The organism is Gammaproteobacteria bacterium, from assembly GCA_028819075.1.
In the GTDB taxonomy this organism is placed as follows: domain Bacteria; phylum Gemmatimonadota; class Gemmatimonadetes; order Longimicrobiales; family Gaopeijiaceae; genus BD2-11.
The window spans coordinates 108,423-131,067 of the sequence record JAPPMM010000028.1; the positions used below are offsets into that span (position 1 = coordinate 108,423).

General features: G+C 70.2%; 14 protein-coding genes. 7 read left to right on the forward strand and 7 right to left on the reverse strand.

Features of this window, described 5'->3' with window-relative positions:
• Nucleotides 1–35: 35 nt before the first annotated feature.
• The 3 genes from OXU32_06720 to OXU32_06730 are packed head-to-tail and all read right to left on the reverse strand — an operon-like array spanning nt 36 to nt 3,035.
• Nucleotides 36–452: a hypothetical protein gene (locus tag OXU32_06720; protein MDE0073658.1), complete on the reverse strand. Its 417-nt coding sequence runs from the start codon at nt 450–452 to the stop codon at nt 36–38.
• Entirely contained in the window at nt 449–2,131 is a 1,683-nt protein-coding gene (locus OXU32_06725) for an amidase (GenBank protein MDE0073659.1), read from the reverse strand. Before OXU32_06725 ends, OXU32_06720 begins: the two co-directional genes overlap by 4 nt.
• Nucleotides 2,115–3,035: a proline dehydrogenase family protein gene (locus OXU32_06730; GenBank protein MDE0073660.1), complete on the reverse strand. Its 921-nt coding sequence runs from the start codon at nt 3,033–3,035 to the stop codon at nt 2,115–2,117. Before OXU32_06730 ends, OXU32_06725 begins: the two co-directional genes overlap by 17 nt.
• 203 nt (nt 3,036–3,238) lie before the next feature.
• Here OXU32_06730 and OXU32_06735 point away from each other — a divergent pair, with 203 nt between their 5' ends.
• The 7 genes from OXU32_06735 to OXU32_06765 all read left to right on the forward strand — a co-directional run bounded on the left by OXU32_06735 (nt 3,239) and on the right by OXU32_06765 (nt 18,956).
• Nucleotides 3,239–4,003 carry a creatininase family protein gene (locus OXU32_06735; protein MDE0073661.1) on the forward strand — a complete coding sequence of 255 codons (765 nt, stop codon included), beginning with the start codon at nt 3,239–3,241 and terminating at the stop codon, nt 4,001–4,003.
• Nucleotides 4,004–4,052: 49 nt separating this feature from the next.
• Nucleotides 4,053–5,021: a pyridoxal-phosphate dependent enzyme gene (locus OXU32_06740; GenBank protein ID MDE0073662.1), complete on the forward strand. Its 969-nt coding sequence runs from the start codon at nt 4,053–4,055 to the stop codon at nt 5,019–5,021.
• Between the two features lie 64 nt (nt 5,022–5,085).
• Nucleotides 5,086–5,757: a M50 family metallopeptidase gene (locus OXU32_06745; GenBank protein ID MDE0073663.1), complete on the forward strand. Its 672-nt coding sequence runs from the start codon at nt 5,086–5,088 to the stop codon at nt 5,755–5,757.
• Between the two features lie 596 nt (nt 5,758–6,353).
• Complete coding sequence (locus OXU32_06750) at nt 6,354–16,124, forward strand: SDR family NAD(P)-dependent oxidoreductase (protein MDE0073664.1); 9,771 nt, start codon at nt 6,354–6,356, stop codon at nt 16,122–16,124.
• Nucleotides 16,125–16,184: 60 nt separating this feature from the next.
• Nucleotides 16,185–16,673, forward strand: a complete 489-nt coding sequence (locus OXU32_06755) for a hypothetical protein (protein ID MDE0073665.1) — start codon at nt 16,185–16,187, stop codon at nt 16,671–16,673.
• Nucleotides 16,670–18,433 (forward strand): hypothetical protein, encoded by a 1,764-nt coding sequence (locus OXU32_06760; GenBank protein MDE0073666.1) that lies wholly within the window; start codon nt 16,670–16,672, stop codon nt 18,431–18,433. The genes OXU32_06755 and OXU32_06760 overlap by 4 nt, the downstream gene beginning before the upstream one ends.
• Nucleotides 18,434–18,521: 88 nt before the next feature.
• A complete protein-coding gene (locus OXU32_06765) occupies nt 18,522–18,956 on the forward strand; it encodes a DUF1761 domain-containing protein (GenBank protein ID MDE0073667.1) in 435 nt (144 codons plus the stop codon).
• Nucleotide 18,957: 1 nt separating this feature from the next.
• Here the strand turns inward: OXU32_06765 and OXU32_06770 are convergent, their stop codons facing one another.
• The 4 genes from OXU32_06770 to OXU32_06785 form a co-directional block, all read right to left on the reverse strand.
• Complete coding sequence (locus OXU32_06770; GenBank protein ID MDE0073668.1) at nt 18,958–19,878, reverse strand: alpha/beta hydrolase; 921 nt, start codon at nt 19,876–19,878, stop codon at nt 18,958–18,960.
• 89 nt (nt 19,879–19,967) lie between these two features.
• On the reverse strand, nt 19,968–20,192 hold the full coding sequence (locus OXU32_06775; protein MDE0073669.1) for an acyl carrier protein: 225 nt from the start codon (nt 20,190–20,192) through the stop codon (nt 19,968–19,970).
• Nucleotides 20,193–20,308: 116 nt separating this feature from the next.
• Complete coding sequence (locus OXU32_06780; GenBank protein ID MDE0073670.1) at nt 20,309–22,141, reverse strand: hypothetical protein; 1,833 nt, start codon at nt 22,139–22,141, stop codon at nt 20,309–20,311.
• Nucleotides 22,141–22,620 carry a GreA/GreB family elongation factor gene (locus tag OXU32_06785; protein ID MDE0073671.1) on the reverse strand — a complete coding sequence of 160 codons (480 nt, stop codon included), beginning with the start codon at nt 22,618–22,620 and terminating at the stop codon, nt 22,141–22,143. The genes OXU32_06780 and OXU32_06785 overlap by 1 nt, the downstream gene beginning before the upstream one ends.
• Between the last annotated feature and the right edge of the window lie 25 nt (nt 22,621–22,645).

The following is a 22,645-nucleotide window of genomic DNA, read 5'->3' on the forward strand; positions in this document are numbered from 1 at the left end:
GAAGCCGGTCGCGGGTTCCCCGGCACGGGCCATCCTCAGGGCACGATCACGACGACGAGCGCCTCCCAAAGGGGCGTACGCGGAGACTCGACGACGGCATCCAGGTGGTCCACGTGCCATCGGAAGCCGCAGGGGAAGGACGACCCTTCAACGGGGTCGATCTTCATGTACTCGGCTTCCTGGGTTTCCCGTACAAAGCAGCCGATCCATAGCCAGGGAACACGGTCCATCTCTCCGGCCTCTGGAGGAAGATGCCCCACGCCGATCCCCGTCCGGGTCAGCTGCCCCTTGAAGCCGTAGCGGAAGCCGAAGAAATCCGCAGGGCCGTCGTATCCTTCCGGGGGAACGGCGGGCTCGAGCTGCCCGGGGACCTCCGCTATCTCCTGGGGACCGGCAGAGTCCTCGCCGCAGGCGGCGGCCAGGATCAGGACGATCGTCCAGGCATTCCTCACACCTCCACCGCCCGCGCCGCGCGCGAAAGTTCAGCCTCGCCCCAAGGCTTCGCCACGAGCTGCACCGCGAGCGGCAGTCCTTGCTCACCGTCACCGCAGGGTACGCTGATCGCGGGCCAGCCGAGCGCGTTGAACAGATTCGTGAGGTCCGTCGAGGCGGGCATATCCAAAGGTGGGGCCACGCCGGGCTGGCAGGGCAAGCTCAGCAGGTCCACGTGGCGGCACGCGGCATCCCAGCGCATGCGGATCCAGTGCCTGAGCCGCTGCGCCCCGAGGAAGTCCTGGGCCGAGAAGGTGAAGGCGGCCACCAGGCGGCCACGGCAGAACTCGCCGTAGTCGTCGTAGTGGGCCCTGAGCAGCGGCGCGTGATGCGCGGCGGCTTCGACGCCCAGCGTAAGCACGGCAACCTGGCGGAGCATGTGGATCTCGTCGAGGTCAACCTCCACCAGCGTTGCGCCCGCCTGCTCCAGCGCACGGTTGGCGCGCGCCCACGAGCGCGCGGCGGCCTCCTGAAGGGGTGCGGCGAGGTGCAGGTCCGCGGGCACACCGACGCGGACACCGGGCAGGTCGGCATACAGGCGGCGCGAGCTTTGCGCCGGGTCGCCGGGCGAGCCCGCCACCGCGAAGGGAGGAGCCGGTCGGGTGCGGGGGTCGCGCGGGTCGGGTCCCGCGATGGCGGCCATCACGAGCGCGGCATCCTCCACGCTGCGCGCCAGCGGGCCCACGTGGTCGAGCGACCACGCCAGCGCCATGCAGCCGTGCAGGCTCGCGCGCCCGAAGGTGGGCTTGAGGCCCACCACCCCGCATAGCGCCGCCGGAATGCGGATCGAACCCCCCGTGTCCGTCCCCAGGGCGGCGTACACCATGCCGCGCGCCACCGCCGCCGCCGAGCCGCTGCTCGACCCACCCGCGTCGCGGGTGGGGTCGCGGGGATTGGGAGTGGGCCCGTAGTGCGGATTGGTCGAGCCCGGCCAGTACGCGAACTCCGACAGCCGGGTCTTGCCCACGATCACCGCCCCCGCCGCGCGCAGCCGCTCTACCGCCGCCGCGTCGTGGTCGGTGACGTGATCGGCGAAGACCTTCGACCCTGACGTGGTGGCCGTGTCCTTCATTGCCAGGAGATCCTTGACCGCGACCGGAATCCCGTGCAGCGGGCCGCGCCACGCCCCGCGCCGCACCTCCTCCTCCGCGAGACGCGCCGTCGCCAGCGCCTCATCCGCCAGCACCAACTGGAAGGCGTTCGCCCGGCCGTCATCCTCTTCGATGCGGGTCAGCGCCTGCTCGGTGAGTTCCACCGGAGACACCGCGCCAGCGCGCACCAGCGGCGCCAGCTCGGCGATGGTCGAGGGCCAGGGCGCGGGCTCCGTTCGCGCGCGAGCAGCGGACGGGGGCGGGCCACCGGACGGGGACGGGCCAGCGGCCTGGGGCGGGCCAGCGGCCGCATCCGCGGCGTCCCTTCCTTCCCCGTGTGCCGCGGATCCGGCGAGCGACCATCCCGACAGAGAGTCCGGAATGCAATCGTCTCCCGCGGCCGCAAGCAAGGCACGAAAGACCACCGCCCGGTCCGGGATGCCCTCCGTCACGACCCGGTCGATGTCCTCTTCTCGGGCCGGAATCCCCGCCGCGCGCAGGTTCGCCCGCAGACCTTCGACGGCGAGATCCCTATCGCGTGAAGACACTGCGGACGACGAATCCCAGGTTCGCGGGCCGCTCCGCCAGGCGACGCATGTACCACGGGTACCAGTGCGGCCCGTAGCTGATGAGCACCCGCACGGGAATCCCGCGCCGCCTCAGTGCCAACTGCTCGCGCGTCCGGATCCCGTAGAGCATCTGCACTTCGAACGCATCTTCAGGCAGCCCCATCTCCCGCGCTTCCTCCAGGATGCGGCCGAGCAGGACGGTGTCGTGGGTTGCGATGCCGTGGGGCGCGCCCGGATTCGCGTCTTCAAGCATGAGCCGGGTGAGGACCATGAAGTTCTCGTCCACATCCGGCTTACGGGGCCAGGCGATGTCCCCTGGTTCCTGATAGGCCCCTTTCACCAGCCGCAGGCGCGCCCCCAGCGAGAGCAGCCGCTCCACATCCGCGGCCGTGCGGTACAGGTACGCCTGCACGCACAGACCGAGGTCGGGATATCGGGCCAGCGTGGCGGTGAAGATGTCCAGCGTCTCGTCGACGTACGGCGATGCCTCCATGTCCACCCACAGGACGTCCCCCTGCGCGGCGGCGGCCGCCGCCAGCCGTTCCAGATTGGCCTGCGCCACCTCCGGGCCCAGGTCCTGGCCGAGCTGGGTCAACTTGATGGAGATCTGGCTGGGCAGTTGCTCCGCCGCGATGCGCTCGATCAGGTCCACGTAGTGTCGTACCACCCTCTCGATCTCGTCCCGGTCCTCGAGGGCTTCGCCGAGCTTGGTGAACACCGTCGAGATGTCGTGCTCGGCGAGCCCCCGGGCGGCCTCGAGCGCCGCGCCGGCGGTCTCGCCCGGCATGAAGCGCGACACCGCCCGGCGCGCAAAGGCGCGGCGCCGCATCTGGCGCTCCATCCATGCGTTCTCGGAGGCCCAGAGCAGAACCTGGCGCAGCATGGCTAGCTCCGCTCCGGGGTGCGCCCGCGACGAGGTGGCGGCTCGGGGTCGGCTTCGTCGGGCATTCCGGTTTCTCCCTGAGGTGGCACGAGAGTGAGGCAGTATACCCGGCCCGGTCAGGTCGGCCAAGTCGGTTGGCCGTGACCGTCGCCTTGCTCCTCGATCACCTGGAGCGGAGGCTGGCCCCGGCATAGGTTGGAGCCATGCTCAAGACGCTTCTCCTCGAAGAGATGACCTGGCCCGAAGTGGAGGCGGCTCTGGCCGGCGGGTTCACCTCGGTCGTGGTGGCCGTGGGTGCCATCGAGCAGCACGGCAGGCACCTGCCGCTGCTGGTGGACGCGGCGCGTGGCGACCGGCTCGCCTTCGAGGTGGCGCGCCGTCTGGGGCGTAGCCTCATTGGCCCCACGATTCGGGTGGGATGCTCCGAGCACCACATGGGCTTCCCGGGCACGATTTCGGTGAGCACGGATACCCTCAGGGCGATCTGCCTGGACTATGTGGAAAGCCTCGCGCGCCACGGCTTCCGCGCCGTGTACCTTGTGCCGTCCCACGGAGGCAACTTCGCGCCCCTGGCGGCCATGCTGGACGAACTCGGGGCCGCCGGCGCCCCCGATTGCACGGTGCACGCATATACCGACCTGCTCGAGTTCGTGGGGCTGTGGCAGGGTGCGGTGCGGGAAGTGGCCCCCGGCCTCACCGATCGCGTGGGCGGTCACGCCGACATCGCAGAGAGTTCGGAGATGCTCTGCATCCGCCCCGACCTTGTGCGGGCGGAGCTGGCCGAGGCGGGATATGTGGGGGGGTTCGACGCGGCGCTGGCCGAGCGGATATTTGGAGAGGGGCTGCGAGCGGTCACCTCGAACGGCGTGCTGGGGGACCCGCGCGGGATGAGCCGCGAGATCGGGGAGCGGTGCATTGCCCGCGCGGCCGAAGGCATCGCGGCGGCGTTACAGGCAGTCCGTGGATGAATCCGCTCGAGGACCGCGAGGCGCGGCCTGGTCCGGGGGCGGCCGCGGGATGAAGCCGGTCGGGCCCATCGACCTGGCCGACATCCGGGCGGCGCGCGAGCGCATCGCCGGAGCCGCCATCCGCACGCCGCTGGTGCGCCTGGGGGCGGCGGGGGCGTCCGCCGAGGTGTGGCTCAAGCTCGAGTGTCTGCAGCCCATCGGGTCGTTCAAGATCCGGGGAGCCGCCAACGCCATGGCGCTCGCCGACCGCGCCCGGCTGGCGCGCGGGGTCTACACCGGGAGCGCCGGCAACATGGCCCAGGGGGTCGCGTACGAGGCCCGGCGGCGCGGGATCCCCTGCCGGGTGATCGTTCCGGACACCGCGCCCGCGGCCAAGCTGGATGCCATCGCTCGGCTGGGAGCGACCTCCGTCCCGGTACCGTTCGCCGAGTGGTGGGCCGTGCTGCGCGACTACGGCCATCCCGGCGAAAAGGGGTTTTTCGTCCACCCGGTCAGCGACCCGGCCGTGATCGCCGGCAACGGCACCATCGGGCTCGAGGTCGTGGAAGACCTGCCGGACGTGCGCGCGGTGGTGGTTCCCTTCGGCGGGGGCGGGCTCTCGTGCGGGATCGCCACGGCTGTGCGCGCGCTGCGGCCGGAGACGCGGGTGTTCGCGGCCGAGGTGGAGACGGCGGCCCCGCTGGCGGCGTCGCTCCGGGCAGGCCGGCCGGTGGACGTCCCGTACAAGCGGTCGTTCGTGGACGGGATCGGGGGCGCCGGCCTGCTGCCCGGAATGTGGCCGCTGGCCCGCGCGCTCCTGGCCGGGTCGCGGGTCGTGTCGCTCGCAGACGTCCGCGAGGCGATCCGGCTGCTGGCCGAGCGCGCGCACGTGGTCGCGGAGGGGGCGGGCGGGGCGGCGGTGGCGGCGGGGCTGGGCGACCTTCCCGGCGTCGGCGACGGCCCGGTCGTCGCGGTGGTGTCGGGCGGCAACATCGACGCGCGCGTGCTCGCGGCCATCCTCGAGGGCCGGGCGCCCTGACGCTCCTGCCGCAGGAATCGCCGGCTCTGGAACCCCTCGCCTCCGCGCGACGTACCTATCCGGCATGAACCCCCAGACCAAACGACGCCTCGTCTTCCTCGCCGGCTTCGCCCTCTATTTCGGGGCGATCTGGTTCGCGTGGGATACACCCGTCGTCTATCCACTGAAGGTCTTCGTGGTGCTCCTCCACGAGATCAGCCACGGCATCGCGGCGCTCGCCACCGGGGGCACCATCGAGGGCATCGAACTCGACCCGGCCCAGGGCGGCGTGTGCTACTGTCCCGGCGGGAACGCGTTCCTGACACTGTCCGCAGGATATCTGGGGAGCCTGGGCTGGGGCGCGCTGCTGCTCATGGGCGCGCGCGCCGGCGCCCGGCCGTCACGGTGGATCGTCGGCGCGGTGGGCGTGATGGTGATCGTGCTCACCCTCCTGTACGTGCGCAACGGCTTCGGCTTCGGCTTCGGCCTGCTCTTCGGGCTGGCCCTTTTCGCCTCGGCGGCAAAGCTCCCGGCGCGGGCGAACCGGGTACTGCTCACCGCGCTCGGGCTCACCAGCTGTCTGTACGCCATCCTCGACATCAAGAGCGACATCATCGACCGGCCGGAACTCCAGTCCGACGCGCGCATGCTCGCCGAGATGACCGGCATCCCCACCATGGCCTGGGGATTCCTGTGGATCGGGATCGCGATCGCGGTCGCCCTCATGCTCTTCCGCAAGGCGTTCCGGGAGGCGTAGCCGTCCTGCCGCGTGTCTGAGGCGGGCACGGCGGGAATCCAACTCACTCTCCCGGGACGAAAGGCTGCGCTCGCAGCACCGGGCGTCCGATCCCGCCTGCGCCGGAAACAAATGATCCCCCGCGTCCCGCCCCTCGCTTGCCGCAGGCGTCACGGCCATGTAATTTTCGGCAACTGCTCCATTAGGGGGTGGCGGGCCGCTGGGGAATCGCTCAGATGGCGTTCTCCGACGGACCGCGGGCCTGGGCCCGCCGGTGTTCGGCCCGATGTCGACTCATGAAAAGGAGGTGATCAATTGTCTAGTCCAAGTACCCTGTTCAGCCTGGCATGGGCAAGCGATCGCCGTTAGCCGAGTGATCGTATCTGTTCGGGCCAGCGGCCATCGTGCCGGGCTGAGCAGAAAACACTGGAAGAAGGCGCCGTCGGATCGGTCCGGCGGCGCCTTCGTCGTGCCGGCGCGGTGCTGCCACTCCAACGGAGTGCGGCTATCCTTGTAACGGGACCGTGCGCAAACGCAGGTCGCTCTCACCCTTCACGCGAACGAAGTATCGACATCCGCTTCGAGGGAAGCGCAGGAAACGAGATATGTCAGCTTCCATGCCTGATTCAGCCTCCAGGTCTGCGTCCGGATCCGGAGAGCCGATCGCCATCATCGGCATGGCGTGCCGGTTCCCGGGCGCAAACGACATCGAAGCCTTCTGGCGCCTGCTGGAGACCGGAGGAAACGCTGTGGTCGAGGGGGTTCCCGGTTCCGGGGAGGGGCGCTGGGGCCAGATATTCGGCGACAATGCGGTCCAGAGCGAGGGCTGCCGTTTCGGCGCATTCGTCGACGACATCGACCGGTTCGACGACGCCTTTTTCCGGATATCCCCTGTAGAGGCCGAACTCCTCGATCCACAGCAGCGCATGATGCTGGAGGTGAGCTGGCAGGCGCTTGAAGACGCGGGCATCGACCCGGATCGCCTGAGGGAGAGCCGCACCGGCGTCTACTCGGGGATCAGCAACGACGAGTACCGCATGCTGGTGGTGGATTCGGCCAAGCCCGCCGAGGCGGCGGCGTGCCTGTACGCGCTGAGCGGCACGAACCTGAACGGGACCGCCGGGCGCGTCTCGTTCGTGCTCGGGCTGACCGGCCCGGCCAAGGCGGTGGACGCCGCCTGCGCCTCGGCCATGGTGGCGATCAACGACGCGGTCGCAGATCTGCAGCAGGGCAAGGCGAACCTCGCCCTTGCGGGTGGCGTTCAGGCAATCCTCAACGGGCGCATCTACGAGCTGCGCGCGGACGCGATGATGCTGTCCCCCGATGGGCAGTGCAAGACCTTCGATGCCTCCGCGAACGGCTACGTTCGGGCCGAGGGCTGCGGCGTCGTAGTCCTCAAGCGCCTGAGCGACGCCGTGGCGGACGGGGACCGGATCTGGGCGGTGATCCGGGGCTCGGTGGTGAACCACGGGGGGACCGGTGTCGGCCTGACCGTGCCGAACACGCCCGCTCTGGAACAGGTCATGGAGGACGCTTTGTTCCAGGCGGGGGTCGATCCGCTGGAGGTGGACTACGTCGAGGCGCACGGAACCGGAACCGCGGTCGGCGACCCGATCGAGCTGAACGCCGTATCCAGCGTCTACGGCAGGGGACGCGACGCCCGCGACCCGCTTCTGATCGGCTCCGTGAAGACGAACGTGGGCCATCTGGAGTCGGCTGCAGGGGTCGTCGGGCTCATCAAGGCGGCGCTGGTGGTCAGGCGAGGCATCATCCCGAAGCACCTGCATTTCCACGATCCCAGCCCGGCGGTGGACTGGGATCGCATGCCGCTGCGCGTCACTTCGGAGACCATGGACTGGCCGGACCGTCCGGGCCGCGCTCGGGTGGCCGGGGTCAATTGCTTCGGCATCTCCGGAACGAACGCTCACCTCGTAGTGCAGGAGTATCGCGGCCCGAACGGGGCTGCGGATGAAGAGGGTCCCCTGGCGGCGGGATCGCGGCAATCGGTCCAGGTGGCGCTTCCCGCGACTCTGGGGCATCTGCAGTTGCCCGACCGGGACCTGCAGGCGCGCCAGGCGCGTTTGCTGCCTCTGTCCGGCAAGTCGGAGACCGCGCTGCGGGAATCGGCCGGGCGGTATCTTTCGTGGCTCGAGGAACGGGCTGACCAGCTGGCCATGGAAGGAGCCGACGCGGAACCGCTCCTGTCGGACATGGCCTGGACCGCGGGCGTGGGACGCAGCCATTTCGACCATCGCGCCGGGGTGGTGTTCCGGGACGCCGCGTCACTCCGCCGGCAGCTGGAGGCAGTGACGGAAGGCGGGGACATTCCAGGGCCGGGCGCCGCCGGAAAGGTGGCGTTCGCCTACACCGGACAGGGAAGCCAGTGGGTCGGGATGGGCCGGGGACTGTACGAGACGGAGCCCGTGGCGCGGGCCGTCCTCGACCGCTGCGAATCGGTGGTCCGCGACGAAAGGGGCGCGTCTCTGCTGGATGTCATGTTCGGCCGTGGCGGGGCGCGGGGAGAACTGGGCGACACCGCCTGGGAGCAACCGGCCCTCTACGCGCTGGGATGCGCGCTGACTGCCCTTTGGTCGAGCGTGGGAGTGCGCCCCGCCGTGGTGGTGGGTCACAGCGTCGGCGAACTGGCGGCGGCGCAGGCGGCGGGCGTGTTCAGCCTGGAGGACGGCATGCGCTTCGCCTGTGCGCGCGGCGCGCTGATGTCGGGGATGGCGGACGGGGCCATGGCCGCGGTGTTCGCGCCCTCTGCGCGCGTGGCGGCGGCCGTGCAGGCGCACAACGCCGCGTCCGCCGGCATCGGACTCAGCATCTCGGGAGACAACGGCACCCACCAGGTGGTCAGCGGTCCCGTTGAGGAGATCGAAACCATCTCCGCGAACTTCGACTCCGAGGGGATTCGGGTACGGCGCCTGAACACCAGGAAGGCCTTCCACAGCGCCCTGGTGGAGCCCATCCTCCCCGCGCTGGAAGAGTCCCTGGAGGGCGTGGCGGTAGCCTCCCCTTCCCTGACCGTGGTCAGCAACCTGACCGGCCGGCCGGTCGAGCCCGGCCAGGCCCTCGACGGCTCCTACTGGAGGCGCCACGCCCGGGAGGCGGTGGCGTTCGCCAGCGGCGTGGAAGCGCTCGCGGAGCTGGGCGTGGATCTGGTGGTGGAGATCGGGCCACGCTCGGTGCTGGCCCCGATGGCGCTGTCGGCCTGGCCGGAGTCGGCCGGGACTCTGACGCCCGCGGTGATTTCGACGCTGAGCCCACCCTCCGACGACCCGGCGGCGCCCCAAGGCGGCGACTTCACGGAGGCGGTCGCGGGTGCCTATCAGGCTGGGCTCCCGATCCGGTTCGAGGGGCTGTTCGCGGGGGAGGTCCGGCGGCGGATCTCGGTCCCCGGCTATCCGTTCCAGCGAAGGCGCCACTGGCTCGAGGCCCCCAGGCGGCGGGTGCTCGGAGCCGGCCATCCCCTGCTGGGATCCCGGCACGAGACGGCGCGCGGCGAGGTCACGTTCGAGACGGAGTTGTTCCCCTCGGATCCGGAGTGGCTGGACGATCACCGGGTGTTCGGACGGGTCGTGGCGCCGGGCGCGCTGTACGGGGCGATGGCCGTGGCGGCCTCGCGCGTCGAGGGGCGCGCGACCGCGGCCGTGGAGGACGTGCAACTGCACAACGCGCTGGTGTTCACGGAGGAGGACTCCGGGGACGGGAGGAGCGAGCCCGCGCGCCGGATGCAACTGGTGCTGGACGCCGGCGATCCGCTGGCATCGCGCCGATTCCAGCTCTTCAGCAGGGGCGGTGACGACGAATGGACGATGCACGTGGAGGGGCGCGTGTCACCCGACGGGTCTCCGCCGGAGGCCCCCGGGCGGATCGACCTGAACAGCCTGAAAGCCCGCCTCTCGCCCATGGACGTCGCGGACTACTACCGCGCCCGGGCAGGGACCGGGGTCGAGCTCGGCCCCTCCTTCCGCACGCTGCGCAGAGCGTGGTCCGCTCCGGGGGAAGCGCTGGGCGAGGTGTCGTTTCCGGAAGATCTGGGCTCGAACGCGCTGGACGTTCATCCGCTGGTCCTGGACGGCTGCTTTCAGGTCGTGGGAGCCGCCCGCGACCTGACCGGACCGCACGGCTCGGTCACCTACCTGCCCTTCGGCTGGGAACGTTGCTGGCTGACGACGGGACGCCTGCCCGACCAGGTGCTGTGCCATGTACGCTTGAACGAGGGGTCCGTCGCGGCGGAAGCGAATGCGGACGAAACGCCCGAGGTCCTGACCGGTGAGCTGCGCATCTACGACCCGCAGGGGAGGCTGCTTGGCGGGTTGAGCGGCTACACGGTGAAGCGGGCGACGCGCGCGGCGCTGCTGTCGACGGTCGAGGGCGTCAACGACCTGCTCTACGAGGTCGTGTGGCGGGAACGCGCCCTTCCGCCGGGCATGCCCCCGGCGGACTTCTTCCCCAGCCCCGCAGCCGTGAAATCGGCCTCCCGCCTGTTCCCGGAACATCTCATCGAGGCGGGAGTCGATCCGGATGACCGGGATGCCCTGCTGACCGATCTCGAGCACTGGTCTTGGTCGTACGCGCTCGCGACCCTGGACGCGCTGGGATGGCGGCGAAGCCGGGGCGCGGCCGTGGATCCGGAGGCTCTGCGGGAGCAACTCCGCGTCATGCCGGAGCACAGCCGCGTATTTCGGCGGATGCTCGAGATGCTCGCCAAGTCGGGTGTGCTGGTCGAGGAGGGATCCGGCTTCGTCGTGGTGCTGGGATCGGAAGATCCGTGGCCGGAAGTCCTTCCGCCCAAACCGGACGCGCACGCCGCCGTGATGGCCCGGCGACATCCCCACGGCCTGACTGAGGTGGGGCTCTTCAGGCGGTCGGGCGGAGCCCTCCCCGAGGTGCTGCGCGGCCGCGAGGATCCGCTCACCCTGCTGTTCAGCAGCGGAGAGCCGACCGCCGCCGACCTGTATCTCAAGGCACCCGTCGCGCGCGCGGCGAACCGGCTGCTCGAAGAAGCGGTCCGGCAACTCGTCGACGCCCTCCCCGAAGGACGCCGCCTGCGGGTGGTCGAGGTCGGGGCGGGCACGGGTTCGGCCACGGCCTCCGTGCTGCCGCTGCTGCCCGAGGGACGATTCGACTACATGTACACCGACATCTCGGCAGGCTTTTTCTCGGAAGCGGAGGCCCGTTTCGGAGATGGGGGCGGATGCATCGAGTACCGTCCGCTGGACATCGAAAAGGATCCCGTCGAGCAGGGGTTTGCGGCCCACGGCTACGACCTCCTGCTCGCGTCCAACGTCCTGCATGCGACGCGATACCTGGAGGAGACGCTGGGGCATTGCCGCCGGCTGCTCGCGCCCTCGGGACAGCTGGTCGCGCTCGAAAACCTGAGCGGCCTGGGGTGGATGGACCTCACGTTCGGGCAGCTCGACGGCTGGTGGCGGTTCGCCGACGACTACCGGCCGCATCATGCCCTGGCGAGCCCGGCGGTATGGCGACGCGCGCTCGGCGACGCCGGTTTCGAGGGGGTCGAGGTGCTCGGGGTGGACGAAGCCGACACGGACCGGACCCCGGACAAGGGCGTGATCGTGGCGCAGGGGCCCGCCGAGGTGCGGGAGCCGCCCGGCGCGTGGATCCTGGCGGCGGACGAGGGGGGCGCGGCGGCGCAGCTGGCAACCGACCTGGCGGCTCGCAACCAGACGGTGGTGCTGGCCATCGGCGGCGAACCGGACGTTGAGTTGCCCGAGCCGAACGGCCCCGGCGTCTTTGCCGCGACGGTCGAGATGCAGCGGCGCGAGTCCTGGCGATCGCTGATCGACAGCCTTCCGGGTGACGTACCCTTCAGCGGTGTCGCGCACCTGATGGCACTCGAGGGTGCCGGTCAGGACGCGACGACCGGCGACGTGGCCGACGACATTGAACGGATGGGCGCTACCGCCCTGGCCCTGGCGCAGGGCGTGGCGGACTCCGGCCTGACCCCGGAAAAGGGCATCTGGTTCGTGACCCGCGGAGCGCAGGTGCTGGAGCGTGAGCGCGGGGGGGAGCTGGCCGGCGCGGTTCTGTGGGGCTTCGGCAAGGGCGTGGCCCGGGAAGCGGCGCACCTGCAGCCCCGGATGATCGATCTGGATCCGGGAGAGATGGCGCCCGAACCCGACCTCGTGAACGAACTCCTGTATCCCGACTCCGAGAACCACGTCATCCACCGCTTCGGGCGCCGGCGGGTCGCTCGCCTGATCCGCGCGGAGTCGGAGGCCGAACGGCTGGCGCTGCCGGAGGAACCCGACTGGGTGCTGGCTCCGGATCAGGGCGGGGTGTTCGACCGGCCGTACGTGCAGCCGCTGCCGGCCCGTCCCCTGGAGCCCAGGGAAGTCCGCGTCGCCGTGGGCGCGGCCGGGCTCAACTTCTGGGACGTGTTCCGTTCCCTGGGGTTCATCGAGGAGGGGCTGCTGGGCAGGGAGATGTGCGGCCGCATCGTCGAGATCGGGGCCGAGGTGTCCCGGGTGTCGGTGGGCGACCACGTGGTCGGGATGGGATTTGGCGCGTTCGGGCCAATGATGATCACCCACGAGGAACTGGTGGCTTCGGCGCCGACGGATATCTCTCAGACCGGACTCGCGACCATCCCCAGCGCCTTCGTCTCGGCTGCCCTGTCCTTCGAGTACTCCGGACTGGAGCCCGGCGAGCGGGTTCTGATTCACGCGGGCGCGGGCGGCGTGGGTCTGGCCGCCATCCAGTGGGTGCAGGCTGCGGGCGCGGAGGTCTACGCCACCGCGAGCGCCCCCAAGCAGGCGTACCTGCGGTCGCTCGGCGTCAGACATGTGTTCGACAGCCGCACCACGGCGTTCGGCGAAGAGATCCTCGATGCGACGGACGGCGCCGGGGTGGACATCGTGCTGAACAGCCTTACCGGTGAGGGCTTCATCGACGCCAGCCTGGCCTGTCTGAGGCACGGAGGCCGCTTCGTGGAGATGGCCCGGCGCGACATTCTGACCGAGCACGAGATGGCGGCGGCCCGTCCGGACGTCTCCTACGACATCCTGGAGCTGGACGTCCTGAAGAAGACCGATCCGGAGTGGGTCGGGAGGGTGTTGCGCGATGTGATGGCGCGCATTGCCGCCGGAGATCTCGAACCGATCGTCCACAGCCGATGGCCGCTGGCCGAGGCGGGCGCGGCGCTGAGCTTCATGCGCTCCGCCCGGCATCTCGGGAAGATCGTCGTGACCGCGCCCCCGCTCTCCGGTGGCCGGCTGCGCCAGGATGGCACCTATCTGGTGACGGGCGGCCTCGGCGGGATCGGGTGCGCCGTGGCCGAATGGCTCGCGGACCGGGGCGCAGGGGCGATCGTGCTCAACGGGCGCCGCGCGCCGGACGCAGCCGCCGAGGAGACCATCCGCGCGCTCAGGGAACGCGGGGTGACGGTCGAGGTCGCGTTGGCGGATGTGGCCGACGCGGCCGCGCTGGACCGCATGTTGGCCGACATGGACCGGCGGCTGCCCCCGCTCGCGGGCGTGATCCACAGCGTGGGCGTGCTCTCCGACGGCGCCCTCACCAACCAGACCTGGGAGAGGTTCGAACAGGTGCTCGGGCCCAAGATCCTGGGTGCGTGGCATCTGCACCGCGCGACGGTGAATCGCGACCTGGACATGTTCGTCCTCTTCTCGAGCCGGGTCGGGGTCATGGGCAATCCCGGCCAGGCGAACCATGCCGCCGCCAACGCCTTCCTGGACCAGTTGGCCGGACACCGGCGCGCGCTGGGGCTCGCGGGACAGGCGATCGCCTGGGGGGCGTGGTCGGAGATCGGCGAGGCGGCGGAGCAGCGCGAACGGATCGACCAGCGCCGGTCGGCGCTCGGCGGGCGCTGGTTCACGCCTCAGCAGGGACTCCGGGCATTCGATCGCCTGGTGCGTCAGGATGTGACGACGTCCGTGGTGATGGCGATGGACTGGTCGGTGTTTGAAGAGGCCGTGGAAGAGCGTCCTCCCCTGCTGGAGGAGCTCCTGTCCGCGGCGTCGGATGCCGAGGCGGACTCCGCGGCCGCCCCGAAGGACGTCCTTACCCAGGTGAGAGAGGCTCCGGCCGCCGAACGGGAGAACGTGCTGGTGTCCTTCCTCCAGGGCGAGGTGCAGGCCGTGCTGCGGCTGCCGTCGGCCCCCGCGGCGACGGTCGGGTTCTTCGATCTGGGGATGGATTCGCTGATGGCCGTCGAGTTGCGCAATCGGCTCAACCGAGCCCTGGCGGGAAGCTACACGGCGCCGAACACGCTGGTCTTCGATTACCCGGACATCGGCTCGCTCGCCGAGCACCTGGCGGGGGAACTGGTCGAAGACGGAGGAGTTCCCGTCTCCGAAGCCGCACCGGAGCCGGCACGCGAACCCCGCGTGCAGGACGAGGATGACGCCATCGCGATCGTGGGGATGGCCTGTCGATTTCCGGGAGCGCCCGATCTGGCATCGTTCTGGCGCCTGCTCGAGGCCGGCGCCGACCTGGTAACGGACGGACGCCGCGACCCCGGCCCCTGGAACGGGGTCGCCGGGGATCCGCACGGCGCGGACAGCGCCGCCCGCCGGGGCGCCTTCCTCGAGGACATCGACAAGTTCGACGCCAGGTTCTTCCGCATCACGCCGATCGAGGCGCGGATGATGGATCCGCGGCAGCGCCTGCTGCTGGAGACGACCTGGCACGCGCTCGAGGACGCGGGGATGGATCCCGGGCGACTCACGGGAAGCAACACCGGTGTGTATGCCGGGGTCGGCAACGGCGACTATCGGGATGTGGCCGCCATCAGCGGGGAGGCCCACGGATACCTCGGCACCACCATGAGCGTGACGGCCGGGCGCATCTCCTTTGCGCTGGGTCTGACCGGCCCGGCGGTGCCTCTGGACATGGCCTGCGCGTCCTCCCTTGCGGCCGTGCACCAGGCCGCTTCCGCCCTGCGGCAAGGGGAGGTGGAGATGGCCCTGGTCGGCGGGGTCAACGCAATCCTTTCCCCGGAAATCACGACCTTCATGAAGGAAGTCGGGATGCTGTCCACAAAGGGGCGCTGCAGCACCTTCGACGCCGAGGCCGACGGTTTCGTGCGCGGCGAGGGCTGCGGGGTCGTCGTGCTGAAGCGCCTGAGCGAGGCGCGGGCGGACGGCGACCGGATCTGGGGTGTGATCCGCGGATCCGCCGTCAACCAGAACGGCTTCAGCGCGGGTCTGACGGTCCCGAACGGGCCGGCTCAGGAACGGGTCATCGAGGAAGCCCTTGCGCGCGCCGGCATCGAGCCCGGAGAAGTGGACTATCTGGAGGCGCACGGAGCCGGATCCGACCTGGGCGACCCGATCGAGGTGCAGGCTGCCGCCGCCGTCTACGGCCGGCAGCGGAGCCCGGAGCGGCCGCTGCTGATCGGTTCGGTGAAAACCAACATCGGCCACCTGGAATGCGCGGCGGGCGTTGCCAGCCTGATCAAGGCCGTCCTGGCCATGAACCGGGGCAGCATCCCGAAACAGCTTCATTTCGACAATCCGACCCCGCACCTGGAATGGGACCAGCTTCCGGTACGGGTCATTTCGGAGCCCACGGACTGGCCTTCCCGTCCGGATCGGCCGGCGCGCGCGGGCGTCAGCTCCTTCGGCCTTTCGGGGACGAACGCGCACGTTGTCGTCGAAGCGGGCGCCGCAGGCGGCGATGCTTCGGCGCTTACGGACGCGCCGTGGGCCGCGGGTCCCGCGCGCACCGTGCCAGCCGAGTCGCCCGGAAGGGCGGTCGAACTACCGGCCCCGCGCGGCAACTTCGCTCCCCGGGAGACGCGCGTCCTGCCCCTTTCCGGGAAGTCTCCGGCGGCGCTGCGGGATGTTGCACACCGGTATCTGACATGGCTTGACGAGCAGGAGGAAGTTCTCTCCGCGGAAGATGGCACGGCGCGGTCACTGCTCGCCGACATGACCTGGACGGCCGGCGTGGGACGCAGCCACTTCGCGCGCCGCTCCGGTCTGGTCTTCCGCGACGCCAAGTCGCTGCGGGAGGGCCTGAACGGCGTGCTGCACGCCGACCTGGGGCCCGAGCCCAGGGGAATGCCCAGGCCCCCCGCGCCCCCCAGGACCGCGTTCGTGTACGCCGGCGAGGGGAGCGAGCAGATCGGCATGGGGCAGGATCTGTACGAAGCCGAGCCCGTCGTGCGCGCGCTGCTGGATCGATGCGACGCCGTCTTCGCGACCGAGCGCGGCGGAGCCTCCCTGATCGACGTCATGTTCGGGCGGGCGGGCGCGGCCGGCAGGCTGGACGACCCGGAGTGGGCACAGCCGGCCATCTATTCGCTTGCGTGCGCGCGCACGGCCCTCTGGGCGAGCGTGGGCGTGCGCCCCGGGGTGGTGGCGGGCCGCGGGGTCGGCGAGCTGGCCGCCGCCTAGGCAGCGGGCGTATTTACCCTGGAAGACGGGCTGCGCCTCGCCGCGGCCCGCGGCGCCGCAATGGCGCGGCCGAAGGTGCGGATGGCGGCCGCCGCGCCGGTCGACGATCCCGCCGCTCGGGACCGCGATCCGCTGGCCGAACTGGAAGCGGCATGCGCCGGGATGTCGTTCTCCCGCCCCGAGGTCGTGATGGTCAGCCAGGCGACCGGCACCACCCCGGCGGCGGACGAGGTGCTCGACGGCGCATACTGGCGCCGGCAGGCGAGCGCACCCGCCTACCGAGCCCTGGCCGGAGCACTCGCGGGACTGGACGCCGAACTCGTCCTGGAGATCGGTCCACGCCCGGGACCGGGGCCCACCCTGCTGCGCGAATGGTCGGACGCGGCCGACCGCCCCGACCGCACCTTCGCGGAGTCGGTGGTAGGCGCCTACGAGGCGGGACTGCCCATTTCGTTTGCCGGCCTGTTCGCCGGGGAGGCGCGCCGCCGGATCTCTCTCCCGGGCTATCCGTTCCAGCGCAGGCGCCACTGGGTCGGTCCGGCCAGGTGAGCGATCACGGTTCTGGCGGCGAACCCGCGCTTCGCTACCAGCCCGACGAGAAGCCCCCGCTCCGGCTCTCGCTCGGGGTCGGCCTGCAGCTCGCGGTGCTCAACATCGCCGCCGTGATGCTGATCCCCATGGTGGTGATGCGGGCCGCCGGCGTTACCGACGCCTACCTCTCGTGGGCCGTGCTCGCGTCGGTCACCATCTGCGGCGTGGCGACCATCCTGCAGGCACGGCGCGGGGGGCGCATCGGAATGGGGCACGTGATGGTCATGGGCACCTCGGGGGCGTTCATCCCGGCGTCCATCATGGCACTCGACCAGGGGGGGCCTGCCCTGCTCGCCACGCTGGTCGCGATCTCCGCTCTGGTCCCGCTCCTGCTTTCCTGGCGGCTTTCCCTCTTTCAGCGCGTCCTGACACCCGCGGTTTCGGGCACCGTGATCATGCTCATCCCGGTCACGGTCATGCCGTTCATCTCGACCCTCCTGTCCGGCTTGTCCGGCGCAGGCCCTCCCCCCGGCGCGCCGCTCAGCTTCCTGGTGACCGTGCTCGTCATCGGAGGCCTCGCGCTCAAGGCGAGCGGAGCGCTGCGGCTCTGGGCCCCGGTTATCGGCGTGGTCCTGGGCTCGCTGATCGCGGCCGGGTACGGCCTCTACGACCTGGAGCGAGTCGATGCGGCTTCCTGGGTCGATCTTCCGCGAATCCAGGCGCCCGGTCTCGATCTCGGCTTCGGCGCCGCGTTCTGGACCCTCCTGCCCTCGTTCCTGCTGGTGGCCGTGATCGCCGCCATCCGCACGATGAGCAGCGCGGTGGCCGTCCAGCGCGTCTCGTGGCGGCGCAGGAGCCGCGCGGTCGACTTCCGCGCCGTCCAGGGCGCCATGGCGGTGGACGGCGTGGGCAACCTGCTGGCCGGGCTTGCCGGGACCGTCCCGGGAAGCGCCACTACCACGAGCGTCCCCCTGACCCAGCTCACCGGTGTGGCCACGCGCGCGGTCGGGGTCGTGGCCGGCGCGGCTTTCGTCGCCTTCGCGTTCCTGCCCAAGCCCTTCGCCGCCGTGCTCGCCATCCCCGACCCGGTCTTCGCCGGCTACCTCGTCATCCTGCTCGCCATGCTGTTCGCGATCGGCATGAAGATCGTGCTGCAGGGTGGGCTGGGATACCGCGAAGGCCTCGTCGTCGGCATCGCCTTCCTGGCCGGAACGGGCTTTCAGTACGGGCTGATCTTCCCCGAGCAGGCGTCCCGGTTCGCGGGCGGCCTGCTGGAGAACGGCATGAACGCGGGCGGATTCAGCGCCATCCTCATGACCCTTTTCCTCCGCCTGACGGAGCCCCGCCCGAGCCGCATCGAAACGGGACCCGGCAGCGCGGAACTCCCGGCGATCCGCCGGTTCCTGGGCGATTTCGCGTCCCGCAGCGGGTGGGACGAAGAGATGGCCGGCCGGCTGGGGGCCGCCGCCGAGGAGGCTCTGCTCACACTCGCGCGCGAGGAGGATTCGGGACGAGAGGGGGCCAGGGGCCGCCGGCGCCTCCGGCTGTCGGCCAGCAGGGAGCAGGGCGGCGCCGTGCTCGAGTTCGTTGTCGGCCCCGGGACCGGAAACCTGCAGGACCGGATCGCCCTGCTCGGAGAATCCGCCGACGAAGCCTCCATGGAGAGCGAGGTGTCGCTGCGCCTGCTCCGCCATCTGGCGTCTTCGGTTCGCCATCAGCAATACCACGACACGGACATCATCACGGTTCGCGTGGAGGCCCCGCGCGACTCCGGCTGACGGGTCGTCGCAGGAGTGCTGCGCCGAATCTCGCCCGGGACCGGATCGCAGAAACACCGCCAACCTCAGCTCACGGGAGAACCACCCCATGCACGATGTCAACCTGCTCGCAGTCCTGGTCGCCGGGATCGTCCCGATGATCGTCGGCATGCTCTGGTACGGCCCGCTCTTCGGGAAGCGCTGGCTGGCGCTGATGGAGACGACGCCCGAGGAGATCCGGGAGGGCTTCAATCCCCTGAAGACCTACGGCATCAGCTTCCTGCTTTCGCTGGTCACCGCCTTCATTCTGGCCCAACTGATCGCCGATATCGCTCCCGGAGACGTCTCCTCGCTGGGTGGCGGCGCATCCGCGATGGTCGGCGTTCATGTGGGGCTCATGGCGCTGGTCGCATTCGTACTCCCGGTCGCGCACCAGGGAGTCACGTTCGAGGGCCGGAAAGCCGGGCTCGCGTGGCTGAACATCGGCTACAACGGGGTGGCGCTCATCGGCCAGGCGATGGTCATTGCCGCCTGGGGCGTGTAGCCTACTCGAGCAGCCCGCTCTCCTCCAGGAAGCCCCGCATCATCGCGACGCAATCCGCCGGATTCTCCACCTGGAGGAAGTGCGTCGTCTCCGGAATGAAGTCGTAGTCCACCGTCCCGATGTGGCTGAGGTCGAAGGTGGGCAGATACGCGTAGGGCAACGTCGGATCGGAGCCGATCACCTTCGTCGGACACGGAAGATTCCCGAAGTCCACGAGGAACGCGAAGGTCCTCACGTAGGCGATGATCTGCGCCTCGTAGTCGCGAGGACAACGAAGCTCGTAGCCCCCTGCCCCTGACGATTCCCGCAGGATCGTTCGAGCCATCAGATCCGCGGCTCCGGGAACCGCCCTGGTGAGCAGCGGCAGAAAGCTGAGGAGTTCCGTGAAGTCCTCCCTCTTCCGGAACTGGTCCGCGCGGCGGCTCGCCATCCCGGCCGCCGCCTCGGCGATCGCGTCGTAATCCGGGTCCTTGGGACCGGGCCGGTAGAGGGGTGGATCGAACAGGACCCACGCGGACAACCTGTCGCACCCACCCGTCCCCAGCGTGGATGAGAGGAGCGCCGTCAGCGCGGAAAGCGAATGAAAGACCCCGGTCGTGGGCCGTTCCCCGTACCGGCGCGCCGCTGCTTCGATGACGCACTCCTGATCCCGGACCAGGTTGGGCATGTTGTGCTCCGGGCGTGCCCCGACGGCATTCCAGCCATGGTTCCGCAGATCGTAGAGCAGCACATCGAACTCACCCGTCAGGAGAGACCAGAACGGGTAGTAGAAATCCATGGCCAGCCCGTTTCCGTGGCCCAGCAGAAGACGCGGGCCGGCCGGATTCCCATGCCTGCGCAGAATCGTGACGCTGCCGTCGTCCTGACGAACCTCGCACACGGAGCGCGGCTCGGGGATCTCCCATCTGGCTGCCCGGTTCATGCTGGCGGCCGCTACACCCCCGATGCGCTATGTCGAAACCGGCACCCGCCCGGCCGGGCGGGTGCGCGATGAGACGGGATGCGCCCCGATCAGTTGGCGTCGATGCGAGCGGCCAGACCGCGCAGAGATCCGATGCCCATCCACTCCTCGGGGGCAATCTCGACGCCGAATTCGCTGGCCACCAGCTTCACGAAGGCGACGCAGTCCAGAGAAGAAACCCCGGCTTCGCCGAACGCCAGGTCAAAGTCCGGTTCGTGGTCCAGATCCAGGTGCTCGTCGATGAGGGCGCGGAGGCGTGCTTCGGTCGTAGACATTCTGTGTCGGATCCTTGGGTAGTGGGTAATCTGGTGAAGGTGCTGCCGGTCGATTCTTTAACTCGGCAACGGTGATGTCAAGCCACGGGCTCACTTCCGGACAGTGGCGCGTTCCGTCAGAACGCGGCTTCGATCTGCCAGAATAGAACCCGGTAGTCGAAGACGGTAAAGGCGATGCGGTCCCCCGCGGGCGAATAGGCGGGCTGGGTCTTGTGGCAGGGGTCGAAGGTGAGCTGCTCGGCGGCTCCGCCCCCGGCGGAAACCCGGAAGATCTGGAAGAACCCGTCGCCGGCCCGGTCGACGTACGCCACCCAGCGCCCGTCGGCCGAGACGCCGATTCCCGAGTGGAGCTGGTCCGAGCCATAGTCGTGGAAGCGCTCCGGCGTTCCACCCGTCCGGGAAACGCGCCACAGGCTCTTGCGCCCAACCGCCTCGGCCGCCTCGAAGATGACCGTCTCGCCCGCGTCGGCCCACTCTCCCTGGATCACGTCCTGCTCGAAGCCCTCCAGTTCGATGCGGGTCTGGGGCTGCGTCACTTCGCCGGTCTCCTGGTCGATGCCGATGACGAACAGGTGCGCGCGGCGCGCGCCGGCATCGTCCACGCGATAGCTGGGGAAGAGGATCCAGCGTCCATCCGCCGACCAGCGCGCCCATCCCGTCTCGTGGCCGTCTTCGCTGATCATGCGTGCCTCGCCGCTTCCATCGGCGGCCATGAGCCAGATGTCGTCGGATTCCTCGTGGGTATGGAAGGCGATCCAGCGCCCGTTGGGCGAGGTGTGCATGCCCTGGTCCTCGGAGTAGGACTGGCGCACCACGCGCTCGGGGGCGTCGTGCGGTTCGCTCGCGTTGCCTCCGACGATGCCGATGTGCTGTGCGATGTCGGGGTAGTGGAAGTCGTCCGTGACGTGGCGCCAACTGCCGAAGGTGAAGGCGACTTCGGATCCGTCCCAGCTCCAGGTCGGCGTTTCCGACTGGAAAGTGGTCAGCGGGGCGGACGGCCCCCCTGCAGCCGGCGCGGTCGCGACGAACACGCGGTAGTCCTGCGACTTGAACAGGATGCGCCCATCGGCCCCAACCGAGGGGGCATAGGCGTCGCGGACGAAACCGGTGAGGCGGGTGGGCGCCCCGCCCGCGGCCGGTCTGGCCCAGAGATCCAGAAAACCGCCTTCGCCCGGTGCCGCGTAGTAGACCTGGCCGCCGTCCGGTGAGAAAGCGAGCGGCCCGTACGCCTCCTGGTCGGTGAAGAGCGGCTCGGGTGAGTCGCAGGGCAGGTGCAGCCGCTGATGGTCGTCCTCGAAGGACAGGCAGGCGAGCCGCCCGTCCGGTGACCACGCGGGGAAGGAAAGGCGGGTTCCGGTCGCGGTCGCCCGAGCGCTGCCGCCGTCCGCGTCCAGGAGCCACACTGCGGCCTCGCCTCCGGCCGACGAAACGCCGGCCACGGTGGTGCCGTCCGGCGACCAGGCGAGCATGTCCAGCGCGAGCAGGTCAGGCGCCTGGTCACGGCCCGGCCACAGCGGCTCCCGGGCGCCATCCGTCCGGTCGTACAGCCACCACTCCTGCCGGCTGCGGTCGAAGACGCGCTCCCGCACGGCGACCTGGCGGCTGTCGGGCAGCCAGGCGAGGAAGCGCATCGACGCGCCGCCCGATCCCATGACGCGTTCCGCGCCACCCCGGGCCGGCACCACATGCAGGCGGTCGCGCTCGGTGTAGGCCAGCCAGCGGCCATCGGGCGACACCACGCCGAGCGGGTCGCGGTAGGCCACCGGTCCCACCTGCTCCGCGGAGGCGACGTAGTGGAGGGGCGGGAGGCCCGCTTCCGCTGCGGGGCCCTCGGCACACCCGCCGATCGCAAGCACGAGAAGCGCGACGGAGGGGATCCGGACGGCAGGACGGACGCAACCGGCCACGCCTTTTCGGCCCCCCGGTCCACCGGTCGCCGCTATCGTCATTACGCCATCCCCATTCGTTGTGGCAGGGTCTCGAGCGCGACGATCTCATATCGGCGCGCCCCCCTGGGCAGCTTCACCTCGACCTCCTCTCCCGGGCGCGCGCCCATCAGGCCGCGGCCGATCGCGGAGGCCATCGATACATGGCCTGCCTCGATGTCGATGTAGTCGCCGGCCGCGATCGTGTACGTTACCTCGGTTTTCCGTACACAATCACGTACCGTAACCCGCGAACCGAAGCCAACCCTGTCGGCGGGCATGCCCTCCACGTCGATCTGCGACAACTCGGCCACCCGCTGCGTCAGATGGCCGATGCGCGCGTTCACGAACTGCTGCCGCTCCAGCGCCGACTTGTACTCCGAGTTCTCGCGCAGATCTCCGAGCTCGACGGCCTTGCGAATGCGCACCGGAAGCTCGAACTGCAGTTCCCGGGAAAGCGCCTCGATCTCGTCTTCGATCTTCTGCCTGATCTCGTTCAGCATGCGGCCCCTCCGGACGAAACGGGAA

Bases quoted from the DNA above. Each gene is read 5' to 3' on its own strand.
- OXU32_06765 (MDE0073667.1), top strand. From the start codon at position 18,522: ATGCACGATGTCAACCTGCTCGCAGTCCTGGTCGCCGGGATCGTCCCG.
- OXU32_06750 (MDE0073664.1), top strand. From the start codon at position 6,354: ATGCCTGATTCAGCCTCCAGGTCTGCGTCCGGATCCGGAGAGCCGATC.
- OXU32_06740 (MDE0073662.1), top strand. From the start codon at position 4,053: ATGAAGCCGGTCGGGCCCATCGACCTGGCCGACATCCGGGCGGCGCGC.
- OXU32_06785 (MDE0073671.1), bottom strand. From the start codon at position 22,620: ATGCTGAACGAGATCAGGCAGAAGATCGAAGACGAGATCGAGGCGCTT.
- OXU32_06755 (MDE0073665.1), top strand. From the start codon at position 16,185: ATGGCGCGGCCGAAGGTGCGGATGGCGGCCGCCGCGCCGGTCGACGAT.
- OXU32_06745 (MDE0073663.1), top strand. From the start codon at position 5,086: ATGAACCCCCAGACCAAACGACGCCTCGTCTTCCTCGCCGGCTTCGCC.
- OXU32_06735 (MDE0073661.1), top strand. From the start codon at position 3,239: ATGCTCAAGACGCTTCTCCTCGAAGAGATGACCTGGCCCGAAGTGGAG.
- OXU32_06780 (MDE0073670.1), bottom strand. From the start codon at position 22,141: ATGACGATAGCGGCGACCGGTGGACCGGGGGGCCGAAAAGGCGTGGCC.
- OXU32_06770 (MDE0073668.1), bottom strand. From the start codon at position 19,878: ATGAACCGGGCAGCCAGATGGGAGATCCCCGAGCCGCGCTCCGTGTGC.
- OXU32_06775 (MDE0073669.1), bottom strand. From the start codon at position 20,192: ATGTCTACGACCGAAGCACGCCTCCGCGCCCTCATCGACGAGCACCTG.
- OXU32_06730 (MDE0073660.1), bottom strand. From the start codon at position 3,035: ATGCTGCGCCAGGTTCTGCTCTGGGCCTCCGAGAACGCATGGATGGAG.